This is a genomic window from Alkalibacterium pelagium (assembly GCF_900109325.1).
Lineage (GTDB): Bacteria > Bacillota > Bacilli > Lactobacillales > Carnobacteriaceae_A > Alkalibacterium > Alkalibacterium pelagium.
In genome coordinates this window covers 113,478-132,157 of record NZ_FNZU01000007.1, presented here as the reverse complement: position 1 = coordinate 132,157, position 18,680 = coordinate 113,478, and the positions used below count along the sequence as shown (strand labels likewise).

16 protein-coding genes are annotated in these 18,680 nt (G+C 42.0%); 10 read left to right on the top strand and 6 right to left on the bottom strand.

Annotated features, from left to right (window positions below; all coding sequences use genetic code 11):
* Positions 1-511: 511 nt before the first annotated feature.
* Positions 512-925: a hypothetical protein gene (locus tag BMX79_RS07295; protein WP_091480896.1), complete on the bottom strand. Its 414-nt coding sequence runs from the start codon at positions 923-925 to the stop codon at positions 512-514.
* Between the two features lie 217 nt (positions 926-1,142).
* Here BMX79_RS07295 and BMX79_RS07290 point away from each other — a divergent pair, with 217 nt between their 5' ends.
* From BMX79_RS07290 to BMX79_RS07280, 3 genes are all read left to right on the top strand, one after another.
* Entirely contained in the window at positions 1,143-1,799 is a 657-nt protein-coding gene (locus BMX79_RS07290) for a tetratricopeptide repeat protein (protein ID WP_091480894.1), read from the top strand.
* A 156-nt stretch (positions 1,800-1,955) separates the two neighbouring features.
* Positions 1,956-2,486: a hypothetical protein gene (locus BMX79_RS07285; RefSeq protein ID WP_091480891.1), complete on the top strand. Its 531-nt coding sequence runs from the start codon at positions 1,956-1,958 to the stop codon at positions 2,484-2,486.
* A gap of 215 nt (positions 2,487-2,701) precedes the next feature.
* The gene (locus BMX79_RS07280) at positions 2,702-3,088 is read left to right on the top strand and encodes a helix-turn-helix domain-containing protein (RefSeq protein WP_091480889.1); all 387 of its coding nucleotides are present in this window, start codon (positions 2,702-2,704) and stop codon (positions 3,086-3,088) included.
* Positions 3,089-3,255: 167 nt separating this feature from the next.
* Here the strand turns inward: BMX79_RS07280 and gloA are convergent, their stop codons facing one another.
* From gloA to BMX79_RS07265, 3 genes are all read right to left on the bottom strand, one after another.
* Complete coding sequence (gene gloA / locus BMX79_RS07275; protein ID WP_091266922.1) at positions 3,256-3,636, bottom strand: lactoylglutathione lyase; 381 nt, start codon at positions 3,634-3,636, stop codon at positions 3,256-3,258.
* A gap of 208 nt (positions 3,637-3,844) precedes the next feature.
* Positions 3,845-4,753, bottom strand: a complete 909-nt coding sequence (locus tag BMX79_RS07270; RefSeq protein ID WP_091480886.1) for a prenyltransferase — start codon at positions 4,751-4,753, stop codon at positions 3,845-3,847.
* Between the two features lie 14 nt (positions 4,754-4,767).
* The gene (locus BMX79_RS07265) at positions 4,768-5,757 is read right to left on the bottom strand and encodes a polyprenyl synthetase family protein (protein ID WP_246117661.1); all 990 of its coding nucleotides are present in this window, start codon (positions 5,755-5,757) and stop codon (positions 4,768-4,770) included.
* A gap of 242 nt (positions 5,758-5,999) precedes the next feature.
* Between BMX79_RS07265 and BMX79_RS07260 the strand changes: the two genes are divergently transcribed.
* The 4 genes from BMX79_RS07260 (at position 6,000) to BMX79_RS07245 (ending at position 14,721) form a co-directional block, all read left to right on the top strand.
* Positions 6,000-7,574: a DEAD/DEAH box helicase gene (locus tag BMX79_RS07260; RefSeq protein WP_281282340.1), complete on the top strand. Its 1,575-nt coding sequence runs from the start codon at positions 6,000-6,002 to the stop codon at positions 7,572-7,574.
* A 334-nt stretch (positions 7,575-7,908) separates the two neighbouring features.
* The gene (locus BMX79_RS07255) at positions 7,909-9,066 is read left to right on the top strand and encodes an FAD-dependent oxidoreductase (RefSeq protein ID WP_091480882.1); all 1,158 of its coding nucleotides are present in this window, start codon (positions 7,909-7,911) and stop codon (positions 9,064-9,066) included.
* 1,075 nt (positions 9,067-10,141) lie between these two features.
* The gene (locus tag BMX79_RS07250; protein ID WP_091480880.1) at positions 10,142-13,453 is read left to right on the top strand and encodes a trifunctional glycoside hydrolase family 18/polysaccharide deacetylase/glycosyltransferase family 2 protein; all 3,312 of its coding nucleotides are present in this window, start codon (positions 10,142-10,144) and stop codon (positions 13,451-13,453) included.
* 47 nt (positions 13,454-13,500) lie between these two features.
* Complete coding sequence (locus BMX79_RS07245; protein WP_091480877.1) at positions 13,501-14,721, top strand: family 8 glycosyl hydrolase; 1,221 nt, start codon at positions 13,501-13,503, stop codon at positions 14,719-14,721.
* A gap of 149 nt (positions 14,722-14,870) precedes the next feature.
* On the opposite strand, the gene BMX79_RS07240 is transcribed toward BMX79_RS07245, so the two are convergent.
* On the bottom strand, positions 14,871-15,488 hold the full coding sequence (locus BMX79_RS07240) for a CadD family cadmium resistance transporter (RefSeq protein WP_091480875.1): 618 nt from the start codon (positions 15,486-15,488) through the stop codon (positions 14,871-14,873).
* A 354-nt stretch (positions 15,489-15,842) separates the two neighbouring features.
* Between BMX79_RS07240 and arr the strand changes: the two genes are divergently transcribed.
* From arr to BMX79_RS07225, 3 genes are read left to right on the top strand one after another with little or no spacing between them, the layout of a single operon-like run.
* Positions 15,843-16,259 carry an NAD(+)--rifampin ADP-ribosyltransferase gene (gene arr / locus BMX79_RS07235; protein ID WP_091480872.1) on the top strand — a complete coding sequence of 139 codons (417 nt, stop codon included), beginning with the start codon at positions 15,843-15,845 and terminating at the stop codon, positions 16,257-16,259.
* 46 nt (positions 16,260-16,305) lie between these two features.
* A complete protein-coding gene (locus BMX79_RS07230; RefSeq protein WP_091480869.1) occupies positions 16,306-16,614 on the top strand; it encodes an MGMT family protein in 309 nt (102 codons plus the stop codon).
* 29 nt (positions 16,615-16,643) lie between these two features.
* The gene (locus tag BMX79_RS07225; RefSeq protein WP_091480866.1) at positions 16,644-17,135 is read left to right on the top strand and encodes a GNAT family N-acetyltransferase; all 492 of its coding nucleotides are present in this window, start codon (positions 16,644-16,646) and stop codon (positions 17,133-17,135) included.
* Positions 17,136-17,211: 76 nt separating this feature from the next.
* Here the strand turns inward: BMX79_RS07225 and fabV are convergent, their stop codons facing one another.
* Entirely contained in the window at positions 17,212-18,405 is a 1,194-nt protein-coding gene (fabV, locus tag BMX79_RS07220) for an enoyl-ACP reductase FabV (RefSeq protein ID WP_091480864.1), read from the bottom strand.
* Positions 18,406-18,680: the final 275 nt, after the last annotated feature.

The window sequence follows — 18,680 nt, the reverse complement described above, 5'->3', positions numbered from 1 at the left end:
CTTCACCCAACGGGTGAAGAAGGAATAGAGTGATAAACCTTATCAAAGCGGGATAAATGCCTGTTCTGACAAGGTACTATGAATTATTCAGGATAAATATATAGAATTTCTCGAATCTAAGCAAGTGTCTGAAGAAAAACGAGAAGTCATTGTAGCGAAAACAAAAGATATTCCTACAAACGTAATTCCTCATAATCCTCCTTGGCCAATTAACTAAACATTATAATATCAATAGAAGCTATTTCTATTAGGCATAACCACCACAGAAAAAGATTTAAGACACTTTTTCTGTGGTGAAATTTTTTAGCTGATTTATTACTTTTTCATCATTACTTAAGTCTGAATAAAGTAAGTTTCAATTATTAAGATGTAACTTTATTTACATCAGTATCGTTCAACTTAACTGTTTAATTATTGCATATGACTTCCATAGAATAATTTAGATTACCTAATGACCCGTAACACAAATGAATGAAATCTATTTGATAGCTGTAGCTCGGTGTAATGTGCCTTACTCTTCAAAAAATGTCCTATTAGACGATATATTCAAGCTGTTTTCTTCATCCCAAAATACTCTAGGTCCTCGCATTTTCAGTTCGTAAACACCGTATTCAGTTGTCACGGTGAAGATATCAGTTTCTTCGTTAAATTCAACTGTGTAGTCTTGATATTCAGTATAGTTCTCATTTTCATCCGGTTGCTCAAATGGCATGTTGTAATTATCTGTGTATTCATTTATCCCGTAATATATCATCTCCGACGGATAAAAGCTTAGTAAAAGTCCACCATTATCAAGAGTTAATTGAACGGGTTCTTCTTCAATTGAAGCCTTGAACTCGTCATCAAAAGTTGTCTCATCTTCTGAATCACACGCAGTCATTACTAAGACAGAGAGACAAGCCATACCAAAAACTCTTTTTTTCATATTATCATCCCCACACTTTTCTACTAATACTTAATTATCAATGCTTAGTCGTTCTATTCAATTAATTGACAAACTAATACAGATTCAATTAAAATATTTGCATATATTAAATATAATTATATTGAAATAGTATATAAAAAGCAAATAGGTACGTGGTTAAAGTAGAGAGCAGATCATATAGTGCTACTAACATTATCAATTACGAAGGGGCTTGTATATGGCTTTCTTAAAAGATCAAATAAATCAGGCATTTGAATTGTTTGATAAAGGATACTTAGTTGAAGCAGAGGAATTATATCATGACTGTTTAAGCCAGATATCTGAAGTGAGTTCTGACCAATATATGAATATATTACATGGGTTAGGGTATGTAAAGGTAGCTCTAAGTAAGTTCGATGAAGCAAGAAGCCATTATGGGGACCTAATCAAAATAACCGTATCTAAAGGTGACAGCATGAATCATAGTATAGCGGTTCATCAGTTGGGGATGGTTGAACGGTCAGCAGAAAAATATGATGAAGCATTGAAGTTGTTTCAGCTAGAGGCTGAGTTACTAAAGAAGTATAGCAATGAATCTCCACTATATTGGTCCGCTAACTTTTATGAGCTGGGCTTTGTAAATTTAAAAATGGGCAATATTAATAATGCAGAGCAGCTTATGTATGATTCATTGCAGCACGCAAAAGAATCTGAGGATGACATATGTATTGGCTGTTCTTACCGTGGATATGGAGAAGTTTTCCAAAATAAAAACGATAGAGTTTTAGCAGAAAAGTATTTCAAAAATGCGATAGCAGCCTTTGAAAGAGCTGAAGATTATATTGCAATAGAAGAAGTAAATGAGCTTTTAACCGGGCTCAGTCATAGTGAATGACTAAATATATTGCATACGTGAAACTAATGCAATAGTGCAGAATAATTAGTGTCTCTAATAGGCCAGATTTATTAATAGACTTGGAAGTTACCAGGGCTTTAATAACTGGTGTATTGGGATAAGGGTTTCTACAGCTCGATTTTAATGGAGGACGTTATGAAGATCATACTATACTTACTATTACTAATTGTGTTAACTGCGTGTACGACTAATGACGACACAAACAATGCAAGGGAAGATGGTTCAGGTTTGAGTAATGATGCTCCTGGAGTAATCAATAGGATAGATTATGCGGACTTTCTTGACGCTCATAATGAAGCAGAATTTACCAATTCGGATGACATAGTAAATCCGGAGAATATAGCTTTCGAGGTCATAGTCGAAGGCGATACGGAAACTGGCATATCGGACAATCAGTTAGAGCTGTATGTAGAGGTTGAAGAAGGAGAAGAGTTAGTTTTGGGGAGCACGCATTATGTTATTGAATACTACAATGATGAAGAGTGGGAAGCAATCGATAACGTGCCTTACGGACAGGAGGATGCTGAAGTTAGAGTGACATCGGATCAGCCGCTCACGCATACCTTCACTAGCATTGACCAGTATGATACTGACTTCAATAACGGTATCTATCGGATCATTAATTCTGGCTATGCTTTTCCTTTTTATGTGTATGTCTTAGAATGAAGGGTTACGCAAATCGTAATTAGTATGAGTGTTTTTAATAGAGAATTTAGAAATCTATGATTTGAAGCAACCTATCCGGAAGTAAATAGTCGAAATATCGGACAACAAAAAAGCTGAAATCACTCTGTCTACTAATAGTTGCGCTTTAGTTGGTCGAGGGCCACCTTTAGTAGTGCTAAGCTTGAAGTGTGTAATATGAGTGGGAGGGGTTAAGAGTGTCTTTAGAAGTTAATATCAGAGAGAAAAGAAAAGCGAAGAAGTTTTCACAGGAGTATGTAGCAGAGAAGATGGAGGTCAGTAGACAGGCTGTATCAAAATGGGAAACCGGTAAATCGGAACCATCGACCAATAATCTCAAAAAGTTGGCAGAATTATTTTCATGTAGTGTTGATGATTTACTTTCTTCTGAGAAGAGTACGGAGGATTCTTCATTACATACTAAAAATAAATCTTTATATAATATTATCGGAGTTATACTATGCTTTACGAGCTTCGTTCTAGGTATGTTATACGCGGAGCAGATTCCATTACTTACTGCTATTGGTATATTAGGCCTATCTGGAACTATGTATTTTACTTATGATTATTTTAAGAATCTGTAAAATGAGTCAGTTTTGATAAGATGGATCACATATTATTTTTCAAGAGCTCTTACACAGATAAAGTGCTACATTAATGACAGTCACAAGCATTGTGGAAGTCTTGTGTGATGACTAGTAGAAAAAAGGGAAGCACATCGGCAATAACCGATATGCTTCCCTTCAACTCATTATTTAGCGCGTTTCACTTCAATACGGTAACCATCAGGATCCGTTACGAAGAAGTAGCTTGGTGTACCGCCTGACAGGCCTTTTAGCTCGCCTGTTTTATATGCTGATGCTTTACATATGTCGTGCATTTTTTCCAAATCATCGACTCTTACGCCTAGGTGACTGAAGCCGTCTCCGACTGTGTAAGGATCGGCATCGTAATTGTAAGTCAGCTCGATCTGTACGGAAGAACCGGGAGAGTTCAGATAAATTAAATCGAATTTGTTTTCTGGAAATTCTCTTCGGCTGGCTATTTCAAAATCAAATAGATTTGTATAGAAGTCCAGCGTCGCATCAATGTCTCTGACGCGCAGGCAAATTTCAACGAGTTCTTGGTTCATAGTATCATCCTCCAATAATGTCTTATCTTTATTCTATCATGAATAAGCCCACTACGCATTTTTGAACTAACTGATAGGGAAGTAACTCGCTCGTTCAGGATAAGGCAGCTTAAGGAGCCACTATATTCTAAGCCAAAAAAATCAGTGATGAGTACTGAAGGAACATTTCCTTAGATCATCACTGATTTTTTATTGGATAATTAAAGACTTAAATACTCAACCAGGCGCCTATGAAGAAGGTGATGATTATTGGAACGGGTATGACGGCTGAATTGATGATCGATGTCATAAAGGTGGTCTGTTTGTCCTGTTCCTTCATGAAGATGCGAATGTTCTTCAGGACGTACGGGAAGGTCAATAAGGACAATGCCACTAATCTTGGGAAAGTCCCAAAAATGACGGATAAAATGATTGAAACATAAGCAGCGTAGTAAAAGTATCTGTAGACCGTCAGCGCTTTGTCTACGCCGATATGATAGGGAAGGGTGAACCGGTTATCTTCAATATCTTCTTCCAGGTCGCAGATGTTATTGGCCAGTAAAATGGCCATGACCGTAATTGATGTAGGAACGGATGCGACGATGAACTGGCCGATCGTTATCAGATCGAATTGAACGACGTCAAAGGCGTTGACGTAAACCATGGCTGTAAAGATACAAAAGCCCATCGACAAGCCGACGAAGAATTCCCCCGTAGGTGTACTGGAAATGGGAATAGGCCCGAAGGTATAGAGCGCACCGATCAGCATTCCCCCAAAGCCGATAAAGAACAGGATAGGCGAGGTCTGAAGCGCTAAGAACAAGCCAATGACTAAGGCGACTGCTCCGGAAATAATATAGGCGATCCGGACATTGTTAAGCGGGATATTTTCTTTACCTACGACCATTTCCTGAGTAATGTCTGAGTTCTTGTTATCTGCAATATAGTAATCTAAGTAGCTGTCACGAATGTTGACGGCTATGTGGAAAAGGACGACTGTAAGCATGCCCAGAAGTGAAAAGACCGGACGGAAGCTGTCGTAATTATACCAGGCATAGAGGATACCGATAAGGGCAGGAAAGATACTGGTTGTAGTGGTTTCCAATTGGGCAAGTAAGATATATTGTTTGACTGTCATAATACTCTCCTTTTCTAATCTTCTCTTGTCAGTAGGGTCTTGGTCAATGAATACAGGACATCTTTTCCAGAATGATCTGGAAGGCTGTCAATGGATGCCAGAGCTTTATCAATGTAATGCTTTGCAGTAATGTGGGCCCGTTCAATGCAGTCATGATCATGCAGTAAAGTGACCAGTGAGTCCAGTTCCTTATCAGACAAGTCCTCACCTTTTTCTAATAGAGGAAGAAAGGCTTCTTTGCTGCTCTCCAGACCTAAAATGAGCGGGAGGGTGTAGATGCCTTGTTTGACGTCGTTTAGAACGGGTTTTGAGAGCTTTTCTGGAGTCTGTGTGTAATCCAGAATATCATCCAGCATCTGAAAAGCGATGCCGATATCCTGACCGATCGACCGGCTGAGTTCAATAATCTCGGGATCAGATTGGCCAAGGTAGGCTCCTTCATAACAACTCAGTTCAAAAAGCTGAGCTGTCTTGCCTTTGATGCTTTCAAGATAGTCTGTATAGGTGATGTCCGTATTATAGACATGGGACATCTGATTGAGTTCACCCATCAAGACACGTTTCATCGATTGGGTGTTTAACTGGATAAGGTCGATGGAGTCCGTCGCCTCTGCCAGCAGTTCGAAATACACCGAAATCAGTAAATCACCTGTATAAACAGCTACGTCCTGGCCATGCTTGGACTGGACCGTTTCACTTCCGCGACGCGTGTCTGACTCGTCTATGATGTCGTCATGAATGAGCGTGGCTAAATGAAGGACTTCCGTCGATGCAGCGGCCGCAATGATCTTTTTATGTGTATCTATTGAAACAGAACCTAATTGTGAAAAAAGCAGAAGGTAAGCTGGTCTAAGTAATTTCCCCTGACTCTCTATCAGAGCCGTGACTGTTTGTTCGATTTCCTTATTTTCGATGGTGATTTTTTCTATAATCAGTTCAAGACACTCCAGTAAAGAGGCTTGAATAGTAGGATAAGTGTCCCACAATGGATGAGTTTTAATCATACCGCTCTCCTTCGTTAACCAATGAGGCGTTGGTTCATTTTAATGCTAACAAGTGTTACTTATTAAGTATATACGAAATTCCAGGAAATCGTGCATAAAAACATCCGGCAACTTATTGAAAATTGTGTGAAGGTAGAAGAATGATATAGTACATGTAATCTTTATCCAGGTGTTATCTCTTCATTTGTAGGGAGTACAGTGATCAAACTAAGCAATAAAAATGTTTATACATATGCCTTAGAGTGGTAGACTGGAGACTTCAGACGGTTCTACTAAAAGAATCTGGATTTATTAAGGAAAAAAATATTAAGCTGAAAGATGCTGTTTGCATTCGGCAAAGAAAAAGAAAGCAGGAAACTAAAATCAAGACATCATTCGAATCATTCGGGATCAGTCCCGAGATAGTAAAAGCACTGACAAGTCTGCGCTACTTCAACCCGACGGCGGTGCAGGAAGCGGTCGTTCCGTTGGGGTTAGAGAATAAAGACATTATCGTGGAATCTCAGACAGGGAGCGGCAAGACTGTCGCTTTCGGCATTCCCCTGTGTGAACAGGCAGAGTGGGAAGAGAATAAGCCTCAGGCACTGATCATGGTTCCGACCCGCGAGCTGGCTCTGCAGGTCAAGGAGGATCTGATGAATGTCGGCCGGTTGAAGCGGATAAAGGTCACAGCCGTTTTTGGTAAGGCCCCCTTCAAAACGCAGAAGTCCGAACTGAAGCAGAAAAGTCATATCGTAGTCGGTACGCCGGGGCGCTTATTGGAACACTTGAAAGAAGGGACTCTGGTCGTCGACAAAGTCAGCAGTTTGGTCCTGGATGAGGCAGATGAAATGCTCAACATGGGCTTTATCGATCAGGTGGAAGACATTATTGCACACTTGCCGCAGGAACGCCAGACGATGCTGTTTTCCGCAACCATGTCGGAGGAAATCAACCGGCTGACCAGTTTTTACATGCGTGACGACCGGGCCTCTGTTAGAATCGAGGCTTCTGAACAGAATACGCCTAAGATTCTGCACTCGTATATCACCGTGGAAGAAGCAGGTAAGCAAAAACTGCTCATGGACCTGCTGACTGTTGAGAATCCGGATGCGTGCATCATTTTCTGTAATACGAAAGACACCGTAGATGCGGTCGAAGCGTATCTGAAGAGAGCTGATCTACCAATCGATAAGCTGCACGGCGGGATGGATCAGGACGACCGTCTGGCTGTCATGGATGCCTTCCGTTCCGGAAAACTTCGTTATCTGGTGGCGACTGATGTAGCGGCTCGCGGGATCGATATCGATAATCTGACACATGTCGTGAACTATGATGTGCCATTTGAAAAAGAAAGCTATACGCACCGGACCGGTCGTACGGGTCGAGCTGGCAAAAGAGGTCTGGCATTGACTATGGTCAGTGAACAGGACCAGAGACGCTGGCAGGACATTCGTGAGTTCGCCTTCAATGACGGTCAGGAACTGACTGAAATTTTTACGCCCAGTGAACGTCTGGTATCCCGTTCGAAAGCAGCATTCAACAAGAAAATAAACGCACGAGTCAAACCCAAAATCGCCCGCAATAAAGAACTGAACAAAGATATCACGAAGGTCTATTTCAATGGCGGCAAGAAGAAAAAGCTGCGTGCAGGTGATTTTGTCGGTACACTGACCAGTATCAGAGATGTATCAGCCGAAGACATCGGCATCATCACGATTCAGGAAAATGTGACGTATGTTGAAATCATGAACGGCAAAGGGCCTTACGTCATTTCTGAGATGCAGGACCGTACGGTTAAAGGGAAAACATTGAAAGTACGTAAAGCGCGTAAATGAGTGATAAGAGCAATACAAGTAATCAGTATAAGAGTCAAGGAAATAAAAAGGGAGAATTTAGCGTCTGAACCTCTACCCGAAAACGAGATACTCTAAAACAGAGTATTTTAGTTTTCGGGTTATTTTTTTATGTCATCAATGACCTGACACATGAGAAAAACCTATACCATCCTGCTCGTGCAGGATCCACTATCTACATCGACTAAATGAGCTCGTGTGCAAGTTTATCTTACTTATTGTGCTCAATTACTTGACTCTACAGTCGCTGTATCCTTTATTCTCAAACTAGTCAATAGGACTAATTAGATTTTATGGAGAAGGAGCTTAAACATTTATGACGAATGTAGTAATTATCGGTGCTGGAGTTGGAGGACTGTCTTTAGCTATTGGATTGAAGAAATTAGGTATTGATAGCCAGATTTTTGAAACTTGGCCATATGAACGTGTAGAAGGGTCCAGTTATCGTATGAGTAGAAGTGGGGTATATGCACTAAAAGAACTAGGATTAATAAACGAAGTAAAAAATAACAGCAGTTCAGCGGATTACTTGAAAATCCTGACAAAAGAAAATATCGAATTCATAAATATGAATATGTTTCAAAGTGAAAAATTTGAAGAACGGTCTATCTTTATCCAGCGGTCCGATTTAATTGAGATATTGACGGATAAAGCTAAAGACCTTGGTATTTCCATTGACTACGGAAAGAAGTTAACACATTTTGATCAGAATGAAGAAGAAGTCACTGCTTATTTTGAAGATGGTACGGCTGTGAATGGATCAATACTTCTTGGAGCAGACGGGCTGCATTCGGCTGTACGTAAACAAATGGATGGCAACGATGAATTAAGATTTTTAAATTGCTTCGGACTGTACGGTATTCTTTCGAGTCAAGATATACCGGAAGACATCCTGCCTCTGTTAGAAAAAACAGAATGCTTATATATGGGCAAAGGATTTAATATAATGGTGTCTAACAGTAATCCAAATAGAGAGTGGGACATTAACTGGCAGTCTTCAGGTTATTTAGAGGAACCTATGCCTTCAGAAACTTTTGAGCAATTGAGTCAAGATGAACTAAAAGACTGGCTTATTTCTAATTATGAGATTTCCGGCAGTTTAGCGCAGCTAATAAAACAAACTAAAAAAATCATTCCTAAACAAATTTATACGGTATCAAATCTTGAGAGCTTAAGTAAAGGGAGAGTCGCAATATTAGGTGATGCGGCTCACGGCATTGATCCGAACACAGGATCTGGCAGTTCTGTAGCTTTAGAAGATGCTGTTTATCTAGCCAGCTTATTAAGTAAATATGATTATTCAAAAGCATTTTACCATCATGAGCATGATCGTAAAGAGAGAGTTAAAGCCATTCAGGAGTATGCTGAAAATGATAATTTAAGCTTGGGAATGGATTTTGAAGAAATAAAGAAAAAGGGCGTCTACATGGGTGCTAAATTTGATCTGGATTATCAAGTGAAGTTGAATGATTGAAGAATAGTCATTGAAAATGAGTGAAGTGCATAACTGATTGCCGGACCAACTTGTATCGTGACTATCTTCAAAATAAATTGGTGAATAATGAACGGTTTCCTTTGTTATAAAAGGAAGCCGTTTTTCTGCATGCCCAATGACTGGAAGGTCATTGTCAGAAAAGGTGTGTTCAAAACCAAAAAAATACAGATATTAATTGTAATTTTCTTTTGGGTATGTTAATTTATAGATTAATTTAGTATTAGATTCTAATTAACAGGCATTTAAGAAAGGTGGAAAGCCTATAAACGCACATAAGTAACGCTATATTTTTTCATCACTGACCGGGTCCGATTCGTGACCCTACTCCTCACCCCCCCCTTCTATATTACTCAAGCTGGTTTCCAGTATCATTCATTTTTTTCTCTTTTAATCTTCCCATTTTAACTTATTAACATCAGCTATTGTTGTGTCATAACACATCTATATGTTTCCTCACGTATCCCATGGCTCGTCCTAGATCCATCAGTTATCTTTTCAAAAAACCCCTTGTATGTATCCTAACTTCAGCTTATTCATGCATTTCCCATCTTATCTGTCATTGTTTTGATCGTTCCCCCTTTTCTTCAACTTTTCACTCATAAGATTCAATCCTAAAATCGATGCATATACTTATACCCGCATCCGATACCTCTTAAGGTCTTCCTTTTCCCCCAAGATAATCTTCTATTTTACTCTTATCTCCTGATCTTCCAATTATTATTTACTATCAGCCCCCTTCCTTCTATAACAGGTTCACAAGTACCTTTCTTTTTCCCCCTCAGTTTGTCCTGTCACTCCCTTATAACCAGGCATTTCCGCATCCCACAGATCCTTATTGCTTTACGATCAGGTCTTCTCAAGTGAGTAACAGGCCTGACTAAAACTGCTCTATATGATCGAATGCGTGAAGTCCTTTCAGTAATCCTTCTTCATCAATCAGTCCAACTTTCTCCTATCCCTAGATCACCCCCTATTTGCTTTAGTTTTTTATACCTATTTCATCCCCGAACCTAATCCCCCCCTCACAAGTACCAACTGAAAGGTGTGTAGTCCAATGAGAATGACACAGGAAGAAAATATACGGTTTGTTTTTCTGGAAAACTCCGGGAAACGATGGAAATATTCAAAGCGAGTTTTAGGTATCATGATGCTGCTTATTTTAGCGTTTCTATTCTTTATCATAATGGGCCTGATCAGTAAGCCGATACTGCAAAGTCTTGAAATGAGCAATGGAAATATCGTGCCGATCAACAATCCGGTTTCCACTGCAGTGGTCTCTGCTGAAGATGATGTCTCTTTTGACTCACTGGCAGTGACAGGGCAGGAGCAACAGCCGACTGTCTTTACTTTTTTCCAGTCCAGCCACTTTTCCAACGCTGAGCATCATATCTCTCTAGATGAGAACATGGGAAATACAGATGTCCTTGTGCCAGACTGGTTCTATCTAAATGAGCGAGGCGAAATCGATGTACAATCGAATTCAAGAATTGATTCTCTGGGTAAGGATCATGATGTTCTAATTACACCGTCTATTACCCTCGGTGAAGGAGTAGATGCTGAGGGCTTCCATAACCTTCTGGCTAGTCCAGATAGCCAGGATCAGATGGTGGCTCATTTGCTTGAAACCACGGAGATGAATGAGTATCAGGGTATTCATCTTCATTTTGATGATGTGCTGTGGGAGGACAAAGAGCTGTTTAATGCGTTCATCACTAAAACCTATCAGGCCTTTCACGAAGCCGACTTATCACTCTCCTTATTTATTCGGCTTGGCGATGATACGTATGATTCATCACTGCTGTCAAAGGTATCCGATTATATTATGGTCAATCTATTTGATCAGCATATCGAACAGGGAGAATCGGGTCCGCTGGCATCATTTAAATGGACTCAGGAGATGCTGAGCACCTATGAAGGATCAATGGATAAACTGGTTCCTGTTCTGGCAAACTATGCATACGACTGGAATGTGTCGACAGGAGAAGCGGCAACGACCTATGACTTCTCAAGTCTGATGGAGAAAGTTAATAGAGAAAATTTGAAGATCAATTGGGATGATCACTCGTCAACGCCTTATCTGAGGTATAAGAACGAGCAGGATGAACACATTGTCTGGATGCTGGACGGGGTAACATTCTATAATCAGCTCAAACTAGTTCAAGGACAGAATGTCCCATCTATTGGCATCTGGAATGTCGGGTCGGAAGACCCCTCTATCTGGAATGTGTTAAGTGGCAGAACCACTGATCCTGCTGGCCTGAAAACCATTCCGAACCGCGTATCGGTTGCTCAGGCGGGAGAAGGAGATTTTCTTAAAGTGACTCAGGAAGAAACTGAGGGAGAACGCAGAATAGAGCTGGATAATCATTTTATAAAACAAGCAGAGTATGAACGTTATCCTAGCCCTTATCTTCTTGAGAAATATGGCGTCGAAGATAAGCGGGTGGCCATTTCCTTCGATGATGGACCAGACCCAAGGTATACAAGAAAAGTACTGGATATTTTAAATGAATACAATGTGAAGGCCGGATTTTTTGTGATTGGTCAGAATGCCGCTATGCATCCGAGACTGACAAAGGCCATTTTTGATGAAGGCCACGAACTGGGCAGTCATACGTTCAGCCATAGAGACATCACCTCTCTGTCTGACACTGAACTGGCCTTTGAACTTAATGCCACCCAGCGTGTCATTCAAGGGATTACTGGTCATTCAGCAGTAATGTTTCGTCCACCTTACCTCGCCATAAATGATCTACCCGGTCAGCTCCCTACAGAAAGCATGCTCAGACGCTTCTTGAATATTCAGGATCTGGGCTACACTATCGTGAGTGCATCGATAGATCCTCGTGACTGGAGCGGGAAAACAGCAGATCAAATAGTCAATGATACGGTAAGCAGGGTAGAGAACGGGCGAACTATTCTCCTGCATGATTCAGGAGGGGACCGCACGCCGACTCTTGAAGCTCTTCCACGCATTATCGAGTGGCTTCAGGCTAATGATTATACGATCGTACCCGTCAGTGAACTGATTGGTCTGGAACGCGAAGGCGTCATGCCCAGAGTCCAGGAGAACGAAAAATCGATTTTGTCCCTGTTTCTGTATGGGTCACTTTTCAATGCTGTTTTAAATAGAACCATCAGAATATTCCTGTCTGTTTTGATCACAATGGGACTGGTCCGAATGGTCATCCTCATCTATTTCAGTTTCAGGCAGAAGATAAAAAGCGAACAGCTGGTTTTTGAAGAGTCAGACTTACCGTTTGTTACAGTTCTCATTGCCGCCTACAACGAAGAAGAGGTGATTGACAAGACGATGCAGTCAATCTTGAACAGCTCCTATCCACACTTTGAAATAATCATAGTAGATGATGGGTCAACGGATCAGACTGCAAGCATTGTAGAGAGAGCTGCGGAGAGACACCCCAAAATTCAGCTGATACGAAAACCAAACGGTGGAAAAGCCTCTGCGCTCAATCTTGGTATCGAACAGGCCACCGCAGATTATATAGTGACTCTTGATGCTGACACGGTCATTGCAGAAGACACGATAGCACTGATAATCAGGCCGTTCTGTGACCCAAATGTCGGTGCGGTGTCTGGCAACGTCAAGATCGGCAACTGCAAAAACATCCTGACCTGGTGGCAGCACATTGAATATGTGACCGGATATAACTTGGAAAAACGGGCTCTGGATGAGCTGGACAGTATCACAGTCGTGCCCGGTGCCATAGGGGCTTGGAGAAAGAGTGCGCTTGAAGCAGTAGGGCTGTTCGAAGAGGACACACTAGCCGAAGATACAGATGTCACTATGAAACTGCTCCGTAGAGGATATAAAATCAGAAGCGAAGTGAAAGCCATCGCATATACGGAAGCGCCTGAAGATCTGAAGAGCTTTATCAAACAGCGATATCGCTGGACATTTGGGATTCTGCAGTGTTTACGGAAACATCAGAAGGCACTATTCAACTTGAAAAATAAAAAACTCGGGTTCATTTCCATACCCAATATGATTTTTCAGTATATTTTGCTCGCTAGTGCGCCTCTTGTGGATTATATTTTTATCCTTGCATTATTCTCAGGAAATATGACTGTTGTTTATTTCTACATCATCTTTCTTCTGGCCGACAGTCTGGTTTCTGTCTATGCTTTCGGTTTGGAGAGAGAAAATAAGAAACCTTTACTGAGCCTCTTCATACAACGACTGGTCTACCGTCAGTTCTTCACTTTTGTCGTCTGGAAATCGCTGCTCAATGCAGTGAAAGGCCAGCTGCAGGGATGGAATAAGTTGAAACGGACAGGGAATGTGGGGCGAACTCAAACATTTGAGTCTCAAGAGAGGGAGAACTATCATACGACAGTCCACTGATGACCAGAGAGAAGTGACAGGATATTATAGGGGGGTGAGGTGACGATATGTACAAGTTCATAGTACTCCTGCCGGTCATCTTTCTTCTGATAAGCTGTAGAGCCAACGAGGAGAGAGAGATCAGCTATCCAGAGGCTATCGACGACACCCAGAGAAAAAGTGACACTCTTCAGGCCTTCGATTTATGGCAAGACCGATATGTGAGGGCGATCGGGCATGATCAATTCTATGTATCTTATGATGAAGAAGATAATACTGTATCAGAGGCCCATGGATACGGGATGCTGATTATGGTTCTGGGTGAATCCCATCTGGGTCTCGACACCCGATCGGTCTTTGACGGCATGTTCCACTATGCAAAAGCTCATCCCTCGGACCGGAATCCGGCATTCATGGCCTGGAAACAGATCCGTCAGGCAGATGGCACGATGACTGATTACAGGATAGGCGAACATACTGGATCGGCTACAGATGGGGATATGGATATCGCATATGCCTTGCTGCTTGCAGATCAGCTCTGGGGGAGCGAAGGCACGATTGATTACGAGCAGGAAGCCTTGACTGTCATTCATGCTCTGATGGAAGCTACGGTCAATCAGGATGAATGGGTCATCAAGCTGGGCGACTGGGTAGCAGATGATGATCCGGTGTACGGGCAGGCGTCCAGAACCTCGGACTGGATGATTGGTCACCTGGCAACCTTTTACGACGTAACTGATGACGAGCGTTGGATCAAAGTATCAGATAGAATAATTGAACTAACTACCAGCATTCAAAGCCAGTTCAGTCCAGAAACGGGCCTGCTTCCTGATTTCGTGTGGAAGGAGGGGGATGAGTGGGTTCCAGTAGAGCCGGAATTTCTTGAAAGAGAAACGGATCCTTATTACTCATATAATGCTGCACGGGTCCCCTGGCGCTTTGCCGAGGGATACTTTAAAACACGAAACGAAGAGATAAAACAGTCATTAGAAAGAATGAATACATGGCTCAAGGAGACGGCACAAAATGACCCCTCGAACATAAAAGCTGGTTATACATTAAGCGGAGAACCCCTTGCCTCCTATACAGATATGACTTTCATCGCGCCATTTGCCATCAGTGCACTGATAAACGACGACCATGATGAATGGTTCAAACTTTTATGGGAAGATATGACAATGGATCTGGGGCCAGACGAGACCGGCAATTACTTCAGTGATACGATTCGATTATTAGTCATGCTGGCCATGGAAGAAGCAGCCTCTCCTCTGATCAGCTTAACTGATTAGAGTATAGCTGTTCAGTCATGAAGTGAGGGCATAAAATCAGCCAATGCCTATTACGAATCAGTTTACTTTCTCTCTTTCAGTATACGATAAAATCGAAAACGAGCAGCAACAGCCTAAGTCGGCTGCTGCTGCTCGTTATTTAATGACAGTTAAAACATAAAACGAAAGAGTGTCTGCAGTGTTCCATTTTCTATTAGAATATAGAGCCCCAGCGTAACGAAAACGACCGGGATAATGAAGCGTTCATACTGTTCAATCGTTTCTGATACACCTGGTATGTCAGACAACAGACGACTTGCTTCTACCAGTCCAATCATGCCGATGGAAAAGACAACAAGGACGATAATGACTTCAGACCAGGTCAATGTTGAAAAGTAGGGAATATAAATCCCCAGATTATCTCCTCCAGAAGCAATGGTTAGTAACGTGACGGTCCAGAAGAGGCGGGACGACTGGCGCTGATTCATTTTGTCAAGAATTGCCTCTTCATCGGCGTCTTCTTCTCCTACCCGTGCAAAATGGATGCCCAGGTAAATCGGAATCAGCCCAAGCAGGCCGATAATCCATTCTTCAGGAATGTAACTGACAATAAAGGCAGCGATCAGACTCACACCTACCAGGATACCGGTGCCTAGAAACTGACCGGCATAAACCTGTCCTCTTCTAGATGAGCGATCAAGCTGAGCAAAAATGATGATCAATATGAACAGGTAATCTATACTGGTTGACACATAGACACCTGAAGCAGTTAAAAGTGTTTGAAACATTTGAATCCTCCATAGTATAAAAAGAGTATGATCAGATTTATCTTTTTACACCTTGCATAGGCACATCTTCTTGTGCCATTCTAGAGGATAATCAAAAGCAAGATTTAAGTCTTCATAGATTAATGCGTGCATCTTCTTCTCCAGTTTATAAATAGTTCAGCAATCAGGTCTATGAGAGACCTGAAGAACAGATATGCGGACAGATAAACCTATCTAGACGAGAATGGTTGTATCCGGAGTCCTCTCTTTTATTATACTACACTGAATCTGTAATTATCAGACTGTTTTTCGCCTGATATTCCAGGTAAGATTAATCTTCAAAATATTTAAAAGATAGTATTCAGGGGGGATTTAATGGGTGAGAAGCAGCGTATGAATGAGAACGGGCCGTTCTTTCATGGAAAAGCTGAGTTGTCAACCAGGGAGCTATTAAAACCGGGTTATCATTCGAATTTTGAATCAAAACGACTGTCAAATTACATCTATTTCACTGCCTCACTCGACGCAGCGAAGTGGGGAGCTGAGCTGGCACAGGGAGACGGGGCTGAACGGATATATCTGGTGGAGCCGACAGGAGATTTTGAAGATCACCCTAACCTGACGGATAAACGGTTCCCGGGAAATCCGACGCGGTCTTACCGATCAGATTCGGCACTGAAGATCATTGGGGAAGTGACTGGCTGGGAGAGGCATACAGATGAAGAAATCAGAACGATGCTGGATCATATAAATAGCCTGAGAGACTCCGGGCTTGCGACTATCGATGATTAGACACGTGTTAGTAGAGCTATCAGTGTAATAGAGTTTGGAGGGGACCATGTCGAAAGGATTGAATGAGAAACTAATTTATGAAATTCTGTCCGTGGTCGAAGAAATTCCAATCGGCAAAGTGGCGACATATGGTCAGATTGCCGGACTGATCGGAAGAGAGCGAAATGCTCGATTAGTGGGACGAGTCTTAAGTATGGCAGAATTCTACGGAAGCTACCCTTGTCACAGAGTAGTCAATCATGCTGGGCGACTGACCCCAGGATGGAGTGAGCAAAAAGACTTGCTTGAGGCAGAAAATGTCCCAATGAAAAACCAGACCCATGTGGATATTAAAACCTGTCAGTGGCATATATGAATGAGTCGATTTTAAGGGAGAAGAAGGACATGGCAGACAGCCCGGTAATTAGGGAATACAAAGAGTCAGATCAAGACCAAGTGGTAGAATTGATTCTATCCATCCAGCAACAGGAATACGGGGTGGCACTCACCGCGGAAGACCAGCCGGATCTGTTTAAAGTGAAAAGGGTCTACCAGACGGGACATGGCAATTTCTGGGTAGCTTTATACGAGGATAAAGTGGTCGGAACAATCAGTTTGCTGGATATCGGTAAGGGAAATGCTGCCTTACGTAAAATGTTTGTGGCTGAGGGTTTCCGAGGGGCGACATTCAATACGGCTAAGCTGCTTCTGGATGCAGCCAAGCAGTGGGCGAGTGAACAGGAAGTAGATGCTATTTATCTGGGAACAACTCCGTTATTTTTAGCAGCGCACCGTTTTTATGCTAAACACGGCTTTGAGCGGATAAATCAGACTGATCTGCCTGAAGGCTTTCCCGTTCTGGAAGTCGACAAGCTTTTTTTCAAGTACAACTTTTAAACTCAGAATAAAAAGGAAATGGACAAGCAAAAAAGGGTGTGACAGTGATGTCATACCCTTTTTTACAGCATTTAAATTAGTATTCCCAGGACTTCAGTTCATTGATCGTAATGTCTTCATCGACATAATTATCGACCATGAAGCCACTTAAGTTTGAGAATTCTTTATAAAATAAGTCATAAGCAGTCATGTCAGTATTGAAGTTATCTTCGTTCAGTTTCATGATCAGTTCTTTTGTTTCAGCCTGAGTGTCTTTGTCTAGTTCCCAGCTGTCCGGTCGCAGACGACCTTCGTCATCGTATTCAGGGTTGTCTCCGTATATCATGTCACGGTAGATCCTGTCCTGATGCATGATCGGTGTTTCGTGCGTGCCTTTTTCAGACATCACTTTGTACAGGCCGATACAGTAGACGATGAAGAATGGAATGACTGAGCTGGCTTTAGTCGTTACCGCTGTTGCAACAACGATTTGAGCTTTTCCGTTGATATCTGCCAGGAGCTTGTTGATGTTGTCTGCTTTGACGTCACAGTCCGCTTTTGCCTGTCCGAGTGTACCTCCGCCGTAATAAGGGCGATTCAGTTCTGTACCTAAGTATGAATAATTGGTCGTCAGTACACCTTCGGATAAGACGTCAGCATCTTTGAGCGCCTTCATCCATAGTTCCCAGTCTTCGCCACCCATAACTTTCACAGTGTCTGCTATTTCCTGTTCAGTTGCAGGCTCCAGAGTATCTGTGAAGAATTCTTCTTTCTGCATGTTGATGTTCGGTCCGACTACCTGATCTCCAATAGCTTTGATTGAAGAGGTGTAAGTTTCACCAGTATCCGGATCGGTGCGACGTCCGCTAGCAAGGCTGTAAACCACAAGATCGACTTTTCCGCCGAACTCATTTTTGATATAGTCAATGACTTCCTGCTTAGCGTCATGACTGAAGGCGTCGGTTACGAAGTTCTTGGCTACCAGTCCTTCTTTTTCTGCTGCTTCGCGGAAAGCGATGTTGTTGTACCAGCCGGCAGTCCCCAGATTACGTTCACTCTTAGGGCCTTTTTCAAATGAGACACCGATCGTATCTGCTCCTGCCCCAAATGCCAGACTGATACGAGTAGCCAGGCCGTAGCTTGAAGAAGCACCGATGATCAGGACCTTTTTAGGAGCCTCGTAATGCCCTTTGCTCTTCACGTAGTCGATCTGGTTCAAAACTTCCTGCCTGCACCCCACCGGATTGACCCCCAAGGCCAAATTCCCCCGGATATTCTGCTTGAATTTCATTGTTCTTACCCCCAAAGCTTATTATAGAAATATAATAGCAGAAAAAGGAGGCTGAGAGAAACGCACATTAATGAACCTGGAGATTATGATTGCGAGACGATGCTTATATAGTGACAAAAAGACAGGAAGGGAGTAACAATGGACAGAGAATCCTATTGTATACTTACTTGTGTCTCATGAAGTGCTATAATCAAACTAACTAAACTGGTAAAGGATTAACTTTGCTGCAAAGGAGAAGAAATATGGGGAAGGAACTATAAGAAGACAGTTAAAAC